The organism is Enterobacter hormaechei subsp. xiangfangensis (genome assembly GCF_001729785.1).
Taxonomy (GTDB): domain Bacteria; phylum Pseudomonadota; class Gammaproteobacteria; order Enterobacterales; family Enterobacteriaceae; genus Enterobacter; species Enterobacter hormaechei_C.
In genome coordinates, this window is sequence record NZ_CP017183.1 from 1245260 (window position 1) to 1261253 (window position 15994).

General features: G+C 58.2%; 18 protein-coding genes. 8 read left to right on the plus strand and 10 right to left on the minus strand.

Annotated elements, in window-relative coordinates; translation table 11 throughout:
• The first annotated feature begins 82 nt into the window (after positions 1 to 82).
• The gene (locus tag BFV63_RS05830; RefSeq protein ID WP_006809671.1) at positions 83 to 280 is read left to right on the plus strand and encodes a YbdD/YjiX family protein; all 198 of its coding nucleotides are present in this window, start codon (positions 83 to 85) and stop codon (positions 278 to 280) included.
• Here the strand turns inward: BFV63_RS05830 and BFV63_RS05835 are convergent.
• From BFV63_RS05835 to BFV63_RS05850, 4 genes are all read right to left on the minus strand, one after another.
• A complete protein-coding gene (locus BFV63_RS05835) occupies positions 277 to 681 on the minus strand; it encodes a helix-turn-helix domain-containing protein (protein ID WP_022647392.1) in 405 nt (134 codons plus the stop codon). The genes BFV63_RS05830 and BFV63_RS05835 overlap by 4 nt on opposite strands.
• Entirely contained in the window at positions 656 to 958 is a 303-nt protein-coding gene (locus BFV63_RS05840) for a type II toxin-antitoxin system RelE family toxin (protein WP_022647393.1), read from the minus strand. The genes BFV63_RS05835 and BFV63_RS05840 overlap by 26 nt, the downstream gene beginning before the upstream one ends.
• Before the next feature lie 183 nt (positions 959 to 1141).
• A complete protein-coding gene (locus tag BFV63_RS05845) occupies positions 1142 to 1885 on the minus strand; it encodes an SDR family NAD(P)-dependent oxidoreductase (protein WP_047054249.1) in 744 nt (247 codons plus the stop codon).
• 57 nt (positions 1886 to 1942) lie between these two features.
• Positions 1943 to 3031: an oxidoreductase gene (locus tag BFV63_RS05850; protein ID WP_048241178.1), complete on the minus strand. Its 1089-nt coding sequence runs from the start codon at positions 3029 to 3031 to the stop codon at positions 1943 to 1945.
• A 160-nt stretch (positions 3032 to 3191) separates the two neighbouring features.
• Here BFV63_RS05850 and BFV63_RS05855 point away from each other — a divergent pair, with 160 nt between their 5' ends.
• Genes BFV63_RS05855 through BFV63_RS05870 form a run of 4 tightly spaced genes read left to right on the plus strand, consistent with a single transcriptional unit; the run spans position 3192 to position 8008 of the window.
• Positions 3192 to 4694, plus strand: a complete 1503-nt coding sequence (locus BFV63_RS05855) for a sugar ABC transporter ATP-binding protein (RefSeq protein ID WP_048241177.1) — start codon at positions 3192 to 3194, stop codon at positions 4692 to 4694.
• A complete protein-coding gene (locus BFV63_RS05860) occupies positions 4691 to 5686 on the plus strand; it encodes an ABC transporter permease (RefSeq protein ID WP_022650576.1) in 996 nt (331 codons plus the stop codon). Before BFV63_RS05855 ends, BFV63_RS05860 begins: the two co-directional genes overlap by 4 nt.
• Positions 5687 to 5705: 19 nt before the next feature.
• Positions 5706 to 6770 carry a sugar ABC transporter substrate-binding protein gene (locus BFV63_RS05865; RefSeq protein WP_022650577.1) on the plus strand — a complete coding sequence of 355 codons (1065 nt, stop codon included), beginning with the start codon at positions 5706 to 5708 and terminating at the stop codon, positions 6768 to 6770.
• Complete coding sequence (locus BFV63_RS05870; RefSeq protein WP_045332393.1) at positions 6767 to 8008, plus strand: LVIVD repeat-containing protein; 1242 nt, start codon at positions 6767 to 6769, stop codon at positions 8006 to 8008. Before BFV63_RS05865 ends, BFV63_RS05870 begins: the two co-directional genes overlap by 4 nt.
• Before the next feature lie 52 nt (positions 8009 to 8060).
• Here BFV63_RS05870 and mtnK read toward each other — a convergent pair whose 3' ends face one another.
• On the minus strand, positions 8061 to 9260 hold the full coding sequence (mtnK, locus tag BFV63_RS05875; RefSeq protein ID WP_048241175.1) for an S-methyl-5-thioribose kinase: 1200 nt from the start codon (positions 9258 to 9260) through the stop codon (positions 8061 to 8063).
• Between the two features lie 102 nt (positions 9261 to 9362).
• On the opposite strand from mtnK, the gene mtnA reads away from it, so the two are divergent.
• Together mtnA and BFV63_RS05885 are read left to right on the plus strand one after the other, a co-directional pair.
• Positions 9363 to 10379, plus strand: a complete 1017-nt coding sequence (gene mtnA / locus BFV63_RS05880) for an S-methyl-5-thioribose-1-phosphate isomerase (RefSeq protein WP_048241173.1) — start codon at positions 9363 to 9365, stop codon at positions 10377 to 10379.
• Positions 10380 to 10421: 42 nt separating this feature from the next.
• Positions 10422 to 10892: an SRPBCC family protein gene (locus BFV63_RS05885; RefSeq protein WP_048241171.1), complete on the plus strand. Its 471-nt coding sequence runs from the start codon at positions 10422 to 10424 to the stop codon at positions 10890 to 10892.
• 53 nt (positions 10893 to 10945) lie between these two features.
• Here the strand turns inward: BFV63_RS05885 and BFV63_RS05890 are convergent, their stop codons facing one another.
• Genes BFV63_RS05890 through BFV63_RS05900 form a run of 3 tightly spaced genes read right to left on the minus strand, consistent with a single transcriptional unit; the run spans position 10946 to position 12785 of the window.
• Positions 10946 to 11488: a 1,2-dihydroxy-3-keto-5-methylthiopentene dioxygenase gene (locus tag BFV63_RS05890; protein ID WP_023315605.1), complete on the minus strand. Its 543-nt coding sequence runs from the start codon at positions 11486 to 11488 to the stop codon at positions 10946 to 10948.
• Entirely contained in the window at positions 11485 to 12174 is a 690-nt protein-coding gene (mtnC, locus tag BFV63_RS05895; protein WP_006809660.1) for an acireductone synthase, read from the minus strand. Before mtnC ends, BFV63_RS05890 begins: the two co-directional genes overlap by 4 nt.
• Positions 12171 to 12785 (minus strand): methylthioribulose 1-phosphate dehydratase, encoded by a 615-nt coding sequence (locus BFV63_RS05900; protein ID WP_048241169.1) that lies wholly within the window; start codon positions 12783 to 12785, stop codon positions 12171 to 12173. The genes mtnC and BFV63_RS05900 overlap by 4 nt, the downstream gene beginning before the upstream one ends.
• 122 nt (positions 12786 to 12907) lie before the next feature.
• On the opposite strand from BFV63_RS05900, the gene BFV63_RS05905 reads away from it, so the two are divergent.
• Positions 12908 to 14068 (plus strand): pyridoxal phosphate-dependent aminotransferase, encoded by a 1161-nt coding sequence (locus BFV63_RS05905; RefSeq protein ID WP_023315606.1) that lies wholly within the window; start codon positions 12908 to 12910, stop codon positions 14066 to 14068.
• Here BFV63_RS05905 and BFV63_RS05910 read toward each other — a convergent pair whose 3' ends face one another.
• Positions 14069 to 14695, minus strand: coding sequence for an IbrB-like domain-containing protein (locus tag BFV63_RS05910; RefSeq protein ID WP_022650584.1), 627 nt, complete (start codon positions 14693 to 14695; stop codon positions 14069 to 14071).
• Complete coding sequence (locus BFV63_RS05915; protein ID WP_023315608.1) at positions 14680 to 15903, minus strand: phosphoadenosine phosphosulfate reductase; 1224 nt, start codon at positions 15901 to 15903, stop codon at positions 14680 to 14682. Before BFV63_RS05915 ends, BFV63_RS05910 begins: the two co-directional genes overlap by 16 nt.
• Positions 15904 to 15994 lie beyond the last annotated feature (91 nt).

The window sequence follows — 15994 nt, forward strand, 5'->3', positions numbered from 1 at the left end:
CCAAAGGGGAGAGGGTGTTAAAGTTCCCTCTCCCCTTTGGGGAGAGGGTCAGGGTGAGGGGAATACAAACGAGAAACTGATTATGTTCGACACCCTTTCCAAAGCAGGTAAATACCTGGGCCAGGCCGCTAAAATGATGATTGGCGTGCCGGATTACGACAACTACGTCGAGCATATGCGCGTCAACCACCCGGACCAGACGCCCATGACCTACGAAGAATTTTTCCGCGACCGTCAGGACGCCCGCTACGGCGGCAAGGGCGGGGCGAAGTGCTGTTAACCCTCTTTTGGTAAATAGAGGCTAATCTGCTCCTGTTTACAGCCGTAAATTGCCGCCAGCTTTTCGCGGGTGCGCTTTTGCGGTCGGGAGTCCAGCGCTTCCAGCTGTGACACGGCGGACTGGCTGATGCCAAGCTTCTCCGCCACCTCCTGCTGGGACATGCCGCGTAAAATGCGCCAGGCGGCCTGTAGGCTGACGTTCTCGTTATGCATGATGTCGCACACTTCACCCGGTAAACCTACGTTATCGTAGATGTCTGATTCGTAAGGGATGTCTTCCCAGTCGTTTTCATCATCGTCATCGTACTCAAGCATGGCTAAACGCATGCGAAAATATTCACCGTAGGGTATGACAACATACTGTTTTTTTCCTTCTTCATCCTTGATGAACTGAATAGTCATATTCCGTATGCTCCTCATGAAGGTAGGTAGTGGTTGTCCGGCGTTTTACTGCCACTACGTAGCAGATATCACCCGGCGGGTCTCCGAAGGTGTAAATGACCCTGTAATCACCTAATCGCAACCTGTAGTGGTTTTCGGGAGAAGATAATTTCTTGATATCCGCGACAGGTGATGTTTTATCGTCCATCTTCTCCAGCCTGAATTTAATGCGGTTCTGATATCGAGGATCGATTTTAGAAAACTGCTTCTCTGCTGTTTTAGACCACACAATCTTCATCCGTACCTCCACTGTACGCCCACACAAAATATAAGGAAATAATAAGACTATTAGATAAATTCCGAATTTCTAATGAGGTACTGTAGAGCGGAGAATAACCGCGAGAAAGCGGCAAAACGCGAATCGTCGAGGCGGCTCGAACAGGCCTCTGCCGGGCGACAGAGGCATACAGTAAATTTGCGATCAGGCGTTCAGACCGCCGTCGACATCCAGACCGGTGCCGGAAATTTGCCCCGCAGCCGGGCTGGCGAGGAAGGTGACTGCCGCTGCGATATCCTCCGGCTGGCCGTAATGGCCCAGGGCAATAAGCTGACGCTGAGAGTCAGCCTGCTCGCCGTCTTCCGGGTTCATATCGCTGTTGGTCGGCCCGGGGTGGACCAGGTTGACGGTAATGCCGCGCGGGCCTAAATCACGGGCCAGACCTCGGGTGAGAGAGTTAAGGGCAGACTTGGTCATCGAGTAGACGGCGATCCCCGGCTGCGCCACGCGGTTCGCCAGACAGCTGCCAATGTTGATGATGCGTCCGCCGTCCGACATATGCACCAGCGCTTCCTGAATGGCGATCACCACGCCGCGGATGTTGACGTTGATCAGAGCGTCGATGTCCGCCAGGGTCATGGACTCCAGCGGGCCGCCGCGCGCAATCCCGGCGTTATTGACCAGAATATCCAGCCCGCCGAGAGCGCGCGCCGCCTGCGTGACCGCATCCTGAATCGCCTGCGCGCTGGCGCTGTCGGCCTGAATCGCCTCGCCGTGTCGCCCCAGCGCGTTGATCTCATCGACGACCTGCTGGGCTTTATCGACGGATTTTTCGTAGGTGATAACCACATCGGCACCGGCGCGCGCCAGCGACAGCGCAATCGCCCGACCCAGCCCACGACTGGCGCCGGTAACCAGCGCCTTTTTACCTGTTAAATCGATCTGCATGATGACCTCGTTGCAAGAGTGGAGAGAATCATCATTAGGTATAGCCCGTCGGCGCAATTAACGACTGAAGGATTCCACCTTCGCAAACGCGGCGCGCAGCACCTCAGGCGTTAACGTCACCGGCAGATAGTGAATCGACTCCACCGGGCGCAGGGTGTGGGCAATGACCTTATCCAGCTCGTCGCGGTTGTTTACATCAACGTCCAGCTCGCGAAGCGTGATCGGCAGGTTAAAGCGTTGGTATGCCGCCACCAGCTGCGCCAGCACGTCGTCCTGGCCGAGCAGGGCGCTCTGGACCAGAATGCCGTAGGCCACCTTGGTGCCGTGCAGGTATTTTTCCGTCTGCGGCAGCACGGTTAAGCCGTTGTGCACCGCGTGCGCCGCCGCCACGCGGGTATAGCGCTCACCCAGACCGCCGACCATTCCGCCTCCGGCAATAATCGCATCCACCACGTCCCGGAACGCCTGCGTCTGTTCGCCGCGCTGCTGATCTGCAAGCGCCTCTTCGCTGCGTTCCAGCAGCACGTCGCGGATCGCCAGCGCACCTTTCAGGCCAAGACGCACGGTCAGCGGCAGACTCTCAGGTTGAGGGGCGAGCACCGCCGCTTCGTACCACTTCGCCAGCGTATCGCCGATGCCCGCCAGCAGGTATTCCGCCGGGGCGTTAAGGATGATCTGCGGCTCCACCAGCACCAGAAAGTTGGCGTCGTCAAAAATCTCAAACTGTAGCGCCTGACCGGCATCGTTGTACCACACGGAGAGCGGGGTCCACGCCGCGCAGGTGGCGGCGATAGTGGGAATGCCCACGAACGGCACGCCCAGACGACGCGCCACGGCCTTGACGGTATCCATTACCGCGCCGCCGCCCACGCCAATCACCACGCTGGCTTCGCTTCCCGCTTCGTTCACCAGACGGGTGACGTCACGCTCGCTGCAATGGCCCTTAAACAGCAGATGTTTTGCCCCCGTCGCGTTAAAACTCTGCGGCAGATAAGGGCGTGCGCCCTCAATCGCCCGCTCGCCGTAGATCCACACCGCGCGGGAAAGCTGTTCCGGGGTAAAGAAATCATCCAGGCGCGCAAGGCTTCCCGGATGAGAGAAGTAGTTCGCCGGGCCGGGCACGACGCGGATATCGGTGTTGCTCATGGAGTTGTCCTTATTTTAGCAAGCGCTAACCTGATGTTATGTCTGGACATCCGGATGGCTAATAATATTTAGCTTTATCTTATGCCTTTTCCGTCGTTGTCAGTCAACCGGAGCTGTGAAAAATTCGCTAAATCAGAAGAGTAATGAAGGATTTACGCGGATGGTTTCCAGTCGCCTAGAGATGCGCGGTATCAGCCTGGCCTTTTCCGGCTTTCAGGCCCTGTCGCGCGTGGACTTCACGCTGAACGGCGGGTCGGTGCATGCGCTGACCGGCGCCAACGGCGCGGGGAAATCGACGCTGATGGCGGTGCTGTGCGGGACGCACGACCACTATGAAGGCGAAATCTGCATTAACAACCAGCCGGTAAGCATCCGCGAGCCGCTGGACGCCAAACGGCTGGGCATCCACCTCGTGCAGCAGGAGGTGGACGTGGCGCTGATCCCGGGGTTAAGCATTGCTGAAAACATCATGCTCGACCAGCTGGCGCAGCCAGGGTACCGCTACCGCTGGCGCGACATCCGCCAGCAGGCGCGGCAGGCGCTGGCGCAGCTGGATGTTTCGCTCGACGTTCGCCGCTCCATCGACAGCTGCACGCTGGCTGAAAAACAGCAGATTTTGCTGGCGCGGGCGTTATCTCATCACTGCCGTTTTTTGATTCTTGATGAACCCACCGCGCCGCTGGACGCGCACGAGAGCGAGCGTCTGTTTGCGGTAGTAAGACGTCTGCAACAGCAGGGCATCGGCGTGGTGTTTATCTCACACCGCATTCACGAGCTAAAAGCTATCTGCGACACCCTGACGGTGCTGCGCGACGGCAGGCTGATTGAGTCTGGCCCGATGGCCGATCTCAGCGGTGAAGCGATCGTTGAGAAGATGCTCGGCCACGTGCTGAGCGATATCTACCCGCCCGCGCGCCCGCCGCACGGCGACGAAACGCTGCTGCGGGTAGAAGGGCTGCACGACGACGCGCTGCTGAAAGATATCTCGCTGCACCTGCGCAAGGGCGAAATTCTCGGCATTGCCGGGCTGGCGGGCGCGGGCAAAACAGAACTCTGTAAGGCGCTGTTTGGCGCCAGTAAAAGCCGCGTCGCGAACGGCGAGCTGAACCATCAGCCCTGGAAACCGCGCGCTCCGGCAGACTCGGTGCTGCGCGGCCTGGCGCTGGTGCCGGAAGAGCGGCGCAAAGAGGGCATTTTTATCGACGAGACGGTGAGCATGAATCTTGCCGTGTGCGCCGATAACAGCTTCTCGCGCTGGAGCCTGTTCGGCCATCGTCAGGCGTGGCGCTGGGCGGAGGAGGTGATCGCCCGCGTCGGCGTTCGCGCCCGCGGTCCCGGGCAGGTTTTGCGACGTCTCTCCGGCGGCAACCAGCAGAAGGTCGCCATCGGCAAGTGGCTGCGCAATGACGCGAGCGTGCTGATCTTCGACGAGCCGACCAAAGGCGTAGACGTGAAGGCCAAAACCGATCTGTTCCAGCTGATCGACGGCCTGGCGCGCGAGGGCAAAGGGGTGATTTACGCCTCGGGCGAATTTGCCGAACTGGTCGGGCTGTGCGACCGCATCTGCGTCCTGTGGGACGGGCGCATCGTGGCGGAAATCGCCGGGGCCGAGGCCCGTGAAGAGACACTACTTTATTATTCAACCGGAGGAACGGCGTCGTGAGCAAGGCCCTTTCAGTGAGCGCGGCGGCGTCTGGCCGTCAGCAGATTTTCGATTTTCTCTACAAGTGGGGCATGTTGCTGACCGTCGTCGCGCTGGTGGCCGTTTTTGGCCTGGCGTCGGACAGCTTCCTCGATCCGAACAACATCATTAACATTCTGCGCTCGATTGCCATCGTGACGGTGATTGCCATCGGCGTGTCGATCTCCCTGACCGTCGGCGGGTTCGATCTCTCGGTGGGATCCACCGCGTCGCTGGCGAACGCGCTGGTGATTTCGCTCTTCGTCTGGCACGGCTTCGGCACCACCGAGTCGATTGTAATCACTCTCGCGCTCTGCACGCTGGTCGGCCTGTTTAACGCTTTCCTGATCGTCATCCTGCGCATTCCGGACATGCTCGCCACCCTCGCCAGCCTGTTTGTCATCCAGGGCGTGGCGATGACCTACAGCTACGGCGGGTCGATTACTGAGAACATGGTGCTGCCGAGCGGCGACATGGCGGAAGGCACCATCCCTGCGACGTTCAGCCTGCTGGGACAGGTACCGACTATCGTGATCGTCATGCTGGTGGTGACGGTGCTGGCGCAGCTTGGCCTCTCGTTGACCACTCACGGTCGTCGGATGTACGCCATTGGCGGTAACCCGGAAGCGGCGCGCCTCTCGGGGATTCGCACCACGCGCTACAAGGTGGCGGCCTACGTGATTGCCTCCCTGCTGGCGGGCCTGGGCGGGATTTTGCTGGCCTCGCGTATTGGCTCATCGCAGGTGAACGCGGGCGGCGGTTACCTGATGGATGCGGTGGCGGCGGCGTGGATCGGCTTCTCGCTGGCCGGGTCCGGCAAGCCGAATGCCCTGGGGACCCTGGTCGGGGCGGTGATTCTCGGCGTGCTGTCGAACGGGCTGGTGATGCTCTCCGTGCCGTATTACGCCATGGACATTATAAAAGGGCTGGTGCTCGCGGTAGCGCTGGCGATTACCTACATACAAAAACGCTGACAACACAACGGGATAAAAAATGAAAAAGATTGCACTCTCTTTGGTGGCATTAGGGTTATTCACCGCTCTGCCTGGCTTCGCGGCCACGCCCGCACCGCTCCCGGCGGCCATTGCCAACCATGACGGCCCCATTCGCATTGCGGTGATCCGCAACCTCGGCTCAGACGACAACACCACGCAGTTTGTTGCCGGGGCCATTCAGGAAGGGAAAAAGCTCGGCTTTAAGGTCAGCACCTTTTTGAGCAACGGGGATGACGCTAAATTCCAGGACTTCGTGAACCAGGCCATCAGCCAGAAATATGACGGGATCATCCTGTCGCAGGGCCGCGATCCGTACTCCACCGCGCTGGTAAAAAAGGCGGTGGATGCCGGGATCAAGGTCGCCGTATTTGATACCGCCGTCAATGGCGAGATCCCGGGCGTGACCGTTACCCAACAGGACGATGCCTCTCTGACCAATCTCTCCTTCGGCCAGCTGGCGAAAGATTTCAACGGCAAGGCCAATATCGTCAAGCTGTGGGTAGCGGGCTTCCCGCCGATGGAGCGTCGTCAGGCGGCGTATAAAGAGTTGCAAAAGCAATACCCGGAGATTAAAGAGCTGGAGTCCATCGGCGCGGTCTCCTCTGACGTGCAGGGCGACACCGCCAACAAGGTGGGTGCGATCCTGGCGAAATACCCGAAAGGCAAAATCGACGCCATCTGGGGGACCTGGGATGCCTTCAGCCAGGGCGCGTATAAGGCGCTGAAAGAGAACGGCCGCACCGAGATCAAACTCTACAGCATCGACATCTCCAACCAGGATTTACAGCTGATGCGCGAGCCGGGTAGCCCGTGGAAGGTGAGCGTGGCGGTAGATCCGAAGCTGATTGGCGCGACCAACGTACGCCTGATCGCCAACAAGATTGCCGGTGAAGCCACGCCTGCCACCTACGACTTCAAAGCCGCTGCGATCCCGCAGGCGCTGCTGACCGCGCAGCCGGGGGCGGTGAACGTGGCGTCGCTGGGCAAAATCATTCCGGGCTGGGGCCAGACGGAAGATTTTATCGCGCCGTGGTTTGCGACGCTGGAAGCGAAAAATAAATGAGCATGCTTCCTACGCCAGAATACAGCCGCAATATGCGGCTGATTGGCCATAGCGACCAGGGCGGTCGTCCGGATGGCGTGCAGCTGATGGTGCACCGCGGCTTTGCGTATATCGGCCATATGGTGTCGCAGGGCTTTTCGATTGTCGACGTGCGCGATCCAAAAAATCCGAAACCCGCGGGCTATGTCCCCGCGCCGCCGGGCACCTGGAACGTGCACCTCCAGGCGCATGACGACCTGCTGCTGGTGATCAACGCCCGGGATCTGTTTGCCGATGCCCGCTTCGCCGACGAGAAGGTCTACTACACCCGTCAGGTAGGAGAGACCGTCAGCGACGTTCAGGACAGGGGCTGGAGCGCCGGGCTTCGCGTTTTTGATATCTCCACGCCGGACAGGCCGCGCGAAATCGGCTTTCTGTCGCTGAGCGGCATCGGCATTCACCGCATCTGGTACGTCGGTGGCCGCTGGGCGTACGTGTCGGCGCTGATCGACGGTTTTACCGACTACATTTTCCTGACCATTGACCTGGCGGACCCGCGCAAGCCCGAGGTGGCGGGGCGCTGGTGGCTGCCGGGGATGAACCAGGCCGCAGGCGAACAGCCGGACTGGCCGGAAGGGAAACGCTACGCGCTGCACCACGCGATTATTGCGGGGGATACCGCGTACGGCAGCTGGCGCGACGGCGGCCTGACGCTGCTGGACGTGAAGGATCGCACCCAGCCTAAGCTCATTAGCCACCGTAACTGGAGCCCGCCGTTTGGCGGTGGGACGCACACCGCGCTGCCGCTGCCGGACCGCGATCTGCTGGTGGTGCTGGACGAAGCGGTGCTCGATAACCAGGAAGACGGCGAGAAGCTGATCTGGCTGTTTGATATTCGCGAGCCGTCGAACCCGGTGAGTATCTCTACCTTCCCGCAGCCGGATGAAATCGACTACGTGGCGAAAGGGGCGCATTTTGGCCCGCACAACCTGCACGAGAACCGGCCGGGGAGCTTTGTCAGCTCCACGCTGATCTTCGCGACGTATCAGAACGCGGGCGTGCGCGCGTATGACATTTCCAATCCGTATCGCCCGGTGGAAACGGGAGCGCTGGTGCCCGCGGCGCCGGAGAGGATGATGGATACGCGGCCGAATCGCCCGCAGGTGATCCAGTCGTGTGACGTGTTTGTGGACGCGCAGGGGATTATTTACAGCACGGACTATAACGGCGGGCTGTCGGTGATTGAGTATCTGGGGTGAGTGCGGTTTGATGCCCTCACCCCGGCCCTCTCCCACAGGGAGAGGGAGAAAATCAACTGTACTGCCGCACCCGTGTCACCAGCTCTTCCGCGCTGTCGATGCGGTCGGCAATCACAATCAGCGCTTTACCGAGGGATATCGCGTGGCGCAGGCATTCGTGACGCATCGCTTCATCCTGAATGGTGTCGATATCCGCCACATGGGAAAGCCCGACGCTGCGGCGAATCAGCTCGGTGCCGCAGAATCCGATGGCATCGTGCCAGACCTTTTTCAGGAATGCGGAGGCATAGCCCGGTGCGCTGAGTGCGGCGTCGCGGGCTTTCTCGTTTGCCAGCACCTGGAAGCGCTCCGCAAAGGTGTTCCACAGTTCCTGAATATCGGTCAGGCGCTGCTCGCGCGCGGCGGCGGCATCGCGAATGCCGAGGTGCCCCGGCAGGCCGCAGAAGTTCAGCAGCAGGTTGCCGATGGCGGTGCCAACGTCAAAGCCAATCGGCCCGAAATAGCCGAACTCAGCGTCGATGGCCTTCAGGCTGCCTTCGGCCACAAAAATCGAACCGCTGTGAATGTCTCCGTGCAGCAGGGCTTCGGCGTGCGCGAAAAAGCGGTGCTTGAGGGAGGCCACGGCGATTTTTAGCGGGGCGTCGTCGCGCAGGGCGGCAACATCGTTTTCCAGCTCGGCCGGGTAGCTGTTGCGCGCGTGGATCTGGTACGGATCGTTGAAGAACAGATCTTCGGTGATCTCGCACATCTCCGGGTTGATGAATTTTGCCACCTGCGCTTTTTTCTCGTGCGGATGCAGATAAAAATCGCTGGTGTGGAAAAGGGTGTGAGCCAGATATTCCCCCAGCTGACGCGCTGCCTGTGGGTAATAATTATTTCTGATCAGCTCGCCGCGCCAGATGCGATGGCTGGAGAGATCTTCCATCACCATCACCGCCAGTTCCGGATCAAAGTGGTGGATTTTCACGGTGTGCTGAGGGCTGTGCTGGTAATGCTCGACCAGGGTTTGCGCTTCAAGACGGGCACGATCCAGCGTCAGCGGCCAGGATTCGCCGACGCAGCGTACGTAGGGCAGCGCCTGCTTAACGACGATGCGGCTGACGCCCGCGCTGTCGAAAATTTTAAAAACCAGATTGAGGTTGCCGTCGCCGATTTCCTGCGCCTCTACCAGCGATGACGGATCGTCAAGTCCGCCAAACTGCCTGGCATACTCCACGGCGTCCTGAGCGGTAAAGGTACGGTATTGCGACATGGCCTGCTCCTCAGTTTTGCTAATTAAGACATGTAGACGTCTATACATCTGGATTTCATCCTGACACAATGTGCTACAACAACGCAACAGGGAATTAACGACATGCAGACATTACAGACGACCAGCCTGCGGGTGGCGAATAATCAGCTCTTTATTCTCGACCAACAGGCGCTTCCGCAGGAGAAACGCTGGGTGGATGCCTCGACGGTCGAGGCGCTGGTCGGGCATATCCACGCTTTGCGCGTACGTGGCGCGCCGTTGATTGGTCTCTCTGCAAGCCTGCTGCTGGCGCTGTTAGCGGAAAGCGGCAAAAGCCGCGACGAGCTGGCGGTGGCGATGGAAACCCTGCGCGCATCCCGCCCGACGGCGGTAAACCTGATGAACAACCTCGACCGCATGAAGCTTGCGCTGTGGGAAGAGGATTTCGTTCCGGCGCTGGTGGCTGAGGCGCTGCGCCTGATTGACGAAGACAAACGGCTCTGCGACGCGATTGCAAAAGCGGGCAGCGCGCTGGTGAAGCCCGGCAGCCGTCTGCTGACCCACTGCAACACCGGCGGGCTGGCGACGGCGGGCGTCGGTACCGCGCTGGGGGTGATTGCTCGCGCGCATAAGGAAGGCAAGGTAAGCAACGTCTGGGTGGATGAAACCCGTCCGCTATTGCAGGGCGGCAGGCTGACCGCGTGGGAACTCGGCGAGCTGGGCGTGCCGTATCAGCTAATTACCGACTCCATGGCCGCCAGCCTGATGGCAAAAGGGCAGGTGGACGCCGTGTGGGTGGGGGCAGACCGCATTGCGGCCAACGGCGACGTGGCGAACAAAATCGGCACCTACTCTCTGGCGGTGCTGGCGAAATTCCACGGCATTCCGTTCTATGTCGCCGCGCCGCAAACGACCCTCGACCCGGACTGCCCGAACGGTGACGCAATCCCGATTGAGCAGCGTGCGGCCAGCGAAGTGACGGGCGTCGCCGGAAGCTTTGGCGCGGTGCAGTGGGCGCCGCAAGAAGCGCAGGTCTATAACCCGGCGTTTGACGTCACCCCCGCCTCGCTGATTAGCGGCTGGGTACTGGATACAGGCGTGGTCACTCCGGACGAGGTGGCGGAAGGGAAATTTGCCTGAGTCCGGCTATCCTTTAAGGGGCTCCCTTAAGAGGACAACATCGTGACGCTCGATCCTGAAACAGACTTAAAACTGGAGCGCGTAGTGGACGCACCGCGCGATCTGCTGTGGCTCTGCTGGACTACGCCAGAGCACATCAAAAACTTCTTCATTCCTGCTCCCCATAAGGTGACCGAATGCGACCTCGACCTGCGCGTGGGCGGACGGTTCAACACCGTGTTTGAGGTGGACGGCCAGCGGATGGATAACCGGGGGGTCTTCCTGGAAATCGACCCGGGGAAAAAGCTGGTCTTTACCGACGGCTATACCGAAGGCTGGAAACCGGCCGAGACGCCGTTTATGACGGCGATCCTGCTGCTGGAAGAGGTGGGCGAGGGCAAAACCCGCTATACGGCGATAGCGCGCCACCCCACGAAGGAAATTCGTGAGCAGCATGAACAGATGGGATTTCACGAAGGGTGGGGGATTGTGCTGGATCAGCTGGTGGGGTATGTGAAAAGGCTTAACGCTTAGTGCGCGCTGGTGCCCTCACCCCGACCCTCTCCCACAGGGAGAGGGAGAAAAGATCAGGCCAGGCGTGGATACGCATCCGCAATTGCGTCACCGGTAAACTGGGCCACCCAACCCTCCGGGTTATCGAAAATACGAATGGCGGTAAAGTTCGGCTCTGAGCCCATATCAAACCAGTGCGGCGTGCCTGCGGGCACGGAAATCAGGTCGTTTTTCTCGCACAGCACCTGATACACCTCATCGCCGATGTGCAGGCAGAATAATCCCGCCCCTTCCACGAAAAAACGTACTTCGTCTTCGCCGTGGGTGTGTTCGTTCAGGAACTTCGCGCGCAGCGCCTCTTTCTGCGGATTGTCGGCGCGCAGGCTGATCACATCCCAGCTCTGGTAACCTTTCTCTGCCACCAGCTTGTCGATCGCATGCTGATACGCCGCGATCACGGCTTCAGGCGCGGGATCGTGTCCTAAATCGCGATCCGCAGCCCAGCGTTCAAACCGCACGCCTTTTGCGTTGAGCTGTTGGGCAATCTCGGCGGCGTCGGTGCTGTGCCACTGGTGCTGACTGGCGTCTTTATCGGAATAAATGGTCAATGCGCTCATGAAGGGATCTGCTCCGGATTAATCTCGTCAAACTGGTGGATCTGATGGTGATGGCTTGCGCCGTCATCTTCACCGCGAATCAGTTGCAGGGTGCGAAAACCCGCCTGTTCAGCCGCGTCCAGCTCCTGATGAATATCCGACAGAAACAGGATCTGCGACGGGGCGATGCCCGTTTGCGCCGCAATATTTTGATAAGACTGCACCTCGCGCTTGGCGCCAATGTGGGTATCAAAATAGCCGCTGAATAAGTGAGTAATATCACCTTCGTCGCTGTAGCCAAATAACAGTTTCTGCGCGGCGACGGAGCCAGAGGAATAAACATAGAGATCAATCCCTTGTGCCTTCCACTTTTCCAGCGCGGGCAGTACGTCAGGATAGAGGTGTCCGGTAAAGTCACCGTTGACGTAACCGTCCTGCCAGATGATGCCTTGCAGGGCTTTGAGCGCCGTCGATTTGCGGTCTTCATCCATAAAGGTAAACAGCACGTTGATGAGATCGCTGACGCTGGCATGCGGAGCGCTGATTTCATCGCGCAGGTTGTCCAGAATCGATTTGACCGGCTCGGCGTACTGCTGCGCGGTCACGAAGGCCGCCAGCCGCTCACGCGCGTAGGGGAACAAAACATCATGGACAAAACGGATATCGCTGGTGGTCCCTTCAATATCCGTCACAATCGCGCGAATCATACTCTCTCCCATTGTCGTAAACGCATTTCGCATTCAAATAAGAATTCTAAACCTTCCAGATGACGGCGGGCTTCGGCCACGTCGCGTCCCCAGCAGGTTAAGCCATGGCCGCGCAGAAGAAAACCATAATTAAGCGGGCGTTCCTGCGCGTAATGGGCGATGCGCGAGGCGAGGGCGTCGATGTCCTGGTCGTTATCAAACACCGGGATGGACACCGTATCCCGATGCGTGGTCTGCCCGGTAAGGGATTTTTGCATCTCGAAACCGGTGATCTTCAGCTCGGCCTCGTTCACCAGCCGCGACAGCACCGTGGCATTGACGGTGTGAACGTGCAGGACAGCGTTAGCTTCGGGGAACAGGCGATAGATGAGGGTATGCAGCCCGGTCTCTGCCGACGGTTTACGGCCAGACGGCGCGCGGTTGGTGGCGATTTCAACCTGTAGAAAATCGGCGGTGGTCAGGCTACCTTTATCTTTTCCGGATTCGCTCAGCCAGCACAGGTGTTCATCCTGACGCACGGACATATTGCCGCCGGTAGCGGGCGCCCAGCCTTTAGCGCCAATCCAGCGGCAGGCCTCGACCAGGTGTGTGAGTTGCAGGTTGTCTGTCATTTCCTTTTACCCTCTCGGCCAGGAATATTTATATCGTTTAGACGTCTAAGCGTCTTGATTGCCAAAGACTAACATCGTGTTATAGTGTCAGCAACATAAGTATTACAGGCAGGCACACTACAATGAGCAATAACCCGTTGATCCCGCAGAGTAAACTTCCCAATCTCGGCACGACGATTTTTACGCAGATGAGCGCCCTGGCGCAGCAGCACAACGCCATTAACCTCTCACAAGGTTTCCCGGATTTTGATGGGCCGAAATATTTGCAGGAGCGTCTGGCGTACCACGTTGCGCAGGGAGCCAACCAGTATGCGCCGATGACCGGCGTGCAGACGTTGCGTGAAGCCATTGCGGATAAAACGGCGGAGTTATACGGCCATAAGCCTGACGCGAACAGCGATATTACGGTGACGGCAGGGGCGACCGAAGCGCTGTATGCGGCGATAACCGCCCTGGTGCGTACGGGTGATGAGGTGATTTGTTTTGACCCGAGCTACGATAGCTACGCCCCGGCGATTGAACTGGCCGGCGGCGTGGTGAAGCGCGTGGCGCTCCAGCCACCGCATTTTCGCCCTGACTGGCAGGCATTTGCTGCGCTGCTGAGTGACAAAACCCGTCTGGTGATCCTGAATACTCCGCATAATCCGTCGGCGACGGTGTGGCAAAAAGCCGATTTTGCTGCGCTGTGGCAGGCCATCGCCGAACGTGAAATATATGTTCTGAGCGACGAGGTGTATGAGCATATCTGCTTCGCCGAAGAGGGGCATGCCAGCGTGCTGGCGCATCCGCAACTTCGCGAGCGTGCAATCGCGGTATCGTCATTTGGCAAAACCTACCATATGACCGGCTGGAAGGTAGGGTACTGCGTGGCCCCGGCGGCCATTAGCGCTGAGCTGCGCAAAGTGCATCAGTACCTGACGTTTGCCGTGAACACACCGGCTCAGCTGGCGCTGGCGGATATGCTGCGTGCGGAACCCGGGCATTACCGCGAGCTGCCGCACTTCTATCGTGAACGTCGGGATCTGTTTGTGGCGGCCCTGAGCAAAAGCCGCCTGGAAATTTTGCCGTCTGAAGGAACCTATTTCCTGCTGGCCGACTACAGCGCGATTTCCGATCTGGACGACGTGAGTTTCTGCCAGTTGTTGACGAAAGAGGTGGGAGTGGCGGCCATTCCGCTGTCGGTGTTCTGCGCCGATCCCTTCCCGCATAAGCTGATTCGTCTTTGCTTTGCGAAGCAGGAATCGACGCTGCTCGCTGCGGCAGAGCGTCTGGCGACGCTCTGACTATTTCACCGTCCAGGCTTCTGAAAAACGACGGTCTGCGAAGAGTTCGAGCAGACCGTTGATCTGCTTCAGACGCAGCACTTCATCGCTGTCCATACCTAACTCCTGGCCAATTTTCTGCTCACTCCAGCCCATAAGCACCAGTTCTCGCACGATTTCTGACATGGCGTTGATCTGGTGGCGTCCACGCGCGCGGTTGTGACGAATAGTTGCCGCCATGCGATCGAACTTTTCCTGGCGCGCTTTACGCAGGCAGGTAACAGGGAGGTAACCTTTAAGCTGGCGCTTCAGGATCGCCCGGTTACTGCCGATATCATGACGGTGAAAACCATCGACAATTTCGTAGTGCTGTGGCGCATTTTCCGTCACAACGATAGGTTGTGTGAATCCATCCAGCTCCAGTGACTTGCTGAGCAGCCGCTTTTCCGGCGGCGCGACGTTATTTGGGTTGTAATCGTTAGCGGTGATGTTTGTCTTTTTTATCCACAATACGCAATCGACGGGCTGATCGCGAAAAGGGCTGATTTCATGTAATGCCTGACGAAACGCATTAATAGCGGCTATTCGCTCTTCTTCTGAAAGTGCCTGAAGGTACGTTTCCATTTCGGTGATTATTCGTTGTTGCATAAAATCCCCCATTCCTTGCGTTTTGCTTTCACTCTGTCGCTGTAGCGCTGATAGTGTTTAGGCTTATTTGGGCTAAACGAAAGTGCCCGGCACCAATAGTCATTGTTGAGTAAAACCTTACAAATGCGTCGCCAGGAAGGGATATCTTTTGCACCAATGTCACCCTCCTGCGTGTCGGGAATATCGTTCATGCCTCGCTTTTGATACCAGTGGAGATAAACCGCGATTTTGTTGCGGTAATGTTCCGCCGTATTTTGCGGCATGCTGTCGAGTAACAGCATGGCGTATTCGCGCCAGCCGAGATGGTCTGGTTTCAGGATCTTCCGGTGGCCATAAAAATGGTTATCGTGCCCGGCATAAATACCTCCGCTTCGCACGCCGCAGGCGCGTTCACACATCGCCGCCCAGCGTTCGGGTTCAATGACATGATAGAGCCACAAGCCCTGACGCTGTTCCGGGCCAAACGGTTCGCAGATGCGCATATAACGCGGCGGCACCCCCGCCTTGTACATCAGGTCGTATAACGGGTTATAGCAACATTTTGATTTCGCGAACCACGTCCAGATGTCGGCGGTTTTCCAGTCGTACAAGGGGTAGATATACCAGGCGTGCCCACCCGGGGCGACGGTCGTCCAGGGTTTATCGTCAGAAAAGCGCTGCTTACGCGCCGACGCGATAGCCAGAAAGCGGTTGTAAGATTCATCGGCGCGGATCCCCACCATGACGGCGGCAGGACGTTTTTGTGCATACCATTCGGCAAACTCGCGCACGAAGGCTTCAAACGTCATTCCCTGCTGATAAAAATCGAAATAGTGGTAATCGGTAATGGCGTCTTCCGGTGGCTGGCGAACCCAGTTTGTCCCGGGTTCCCAGCACTGCCATTCAGGTTGAAACTGTGACAGGGCGTTCTGGGTCGTGAGCGGAAGCGCTACCCACCAGAACTGATGGATAACATCCCGATACAGCGTTCTCATCGTGTCAACATGCTGAATGGTTGAGGAGAATTGCGCTTCCCAGTCCAGAAAGATGACATCTATTTTTCGCTTTAATTGCCGTGCTTTCTGGGCAACGAGATGCAGCATCACGGTAGAATCTTTTCCACCGGAAAAGGAAACGCAGACCCTGGAGAAATTGTTAAGCGTCCAGTCTATGCGTTCCGCAGAAGCGTCTAAAACATTTTCCTGTAAAGGGATTTTATAGATCGACATGATTAATCGCGTCCTGCGTGTTAAATGTCTGGAAAAAAACAAAACGATATTATGGAATTATTTGTCCTTAATTTCACGGGGGCATTTTCTT